The sequence below is a fragment of the Streptomyces sp. URMC 126 genome (assembly GCF_051386555.1).
In the GTDB taxonomy this organism is placed as follows: domain Bacteria; phylum Actinomycetota; class Actinomycetes; order Streptomycetales; family Streptomycetaceae; genus Streptomyces.
Genome location: NZ_JBPQTX010000695.1, coordinates 1 through 383, shown reverse-complemented (window position 1 = coordinate 383; position 383 = coordinate 1). Strand labels below are relative to the sequence as shown.

General features: G+C 74.9%; 1 protein-coding gene. It reads right to left on the bottom strand.

Features of this window, described 5'->3' with window-relative positions:
- On the bottom strand, positions 1-383 hold a 383-nt coding region (locus ACSNOK_RS33495; RefSeq protein ID WP_436784543.1), incomplete at both ends, for a PP2C family protein-serine/threonine phosphatase.

Below are 383 nucleotides of genomic sequence, written 5' to 3'. Positions count from 1 at the left end.
AGCAGATCGTCCGGCTGCAGCCGCTCCTCGGCCTGTCCATAGGTGGCGCCCGAGGTGGCGCCCAGCAGCACGCCCTCCGGGGGAGCCAGCGAGCGCCCCGTCCCGTCGCGGAACAGCAGCGGGGCGGGGTGGCCCGCCTGGGCCCAGCGCAGGGTGCGGGTGCTCGGGTCGTAGCGGCAGCAGATGGCGCTGCCCAGCGCGGGTTGGGTGGAGGCGTCGAGCAGCTGATTGAGCCAGCCCATCAGATCGCCGGGCTGCACTCCGGCGATCGCCATGCCCCGGAGCGCGCCGAGCAGCATGGCCATGCCGGAGGTGGCCGTCACGCCATGGCCGGTGAGGTCGCCGGCGCTGAGCAGCGTCTGGCCGTCGGGGAGGTGCAGGGC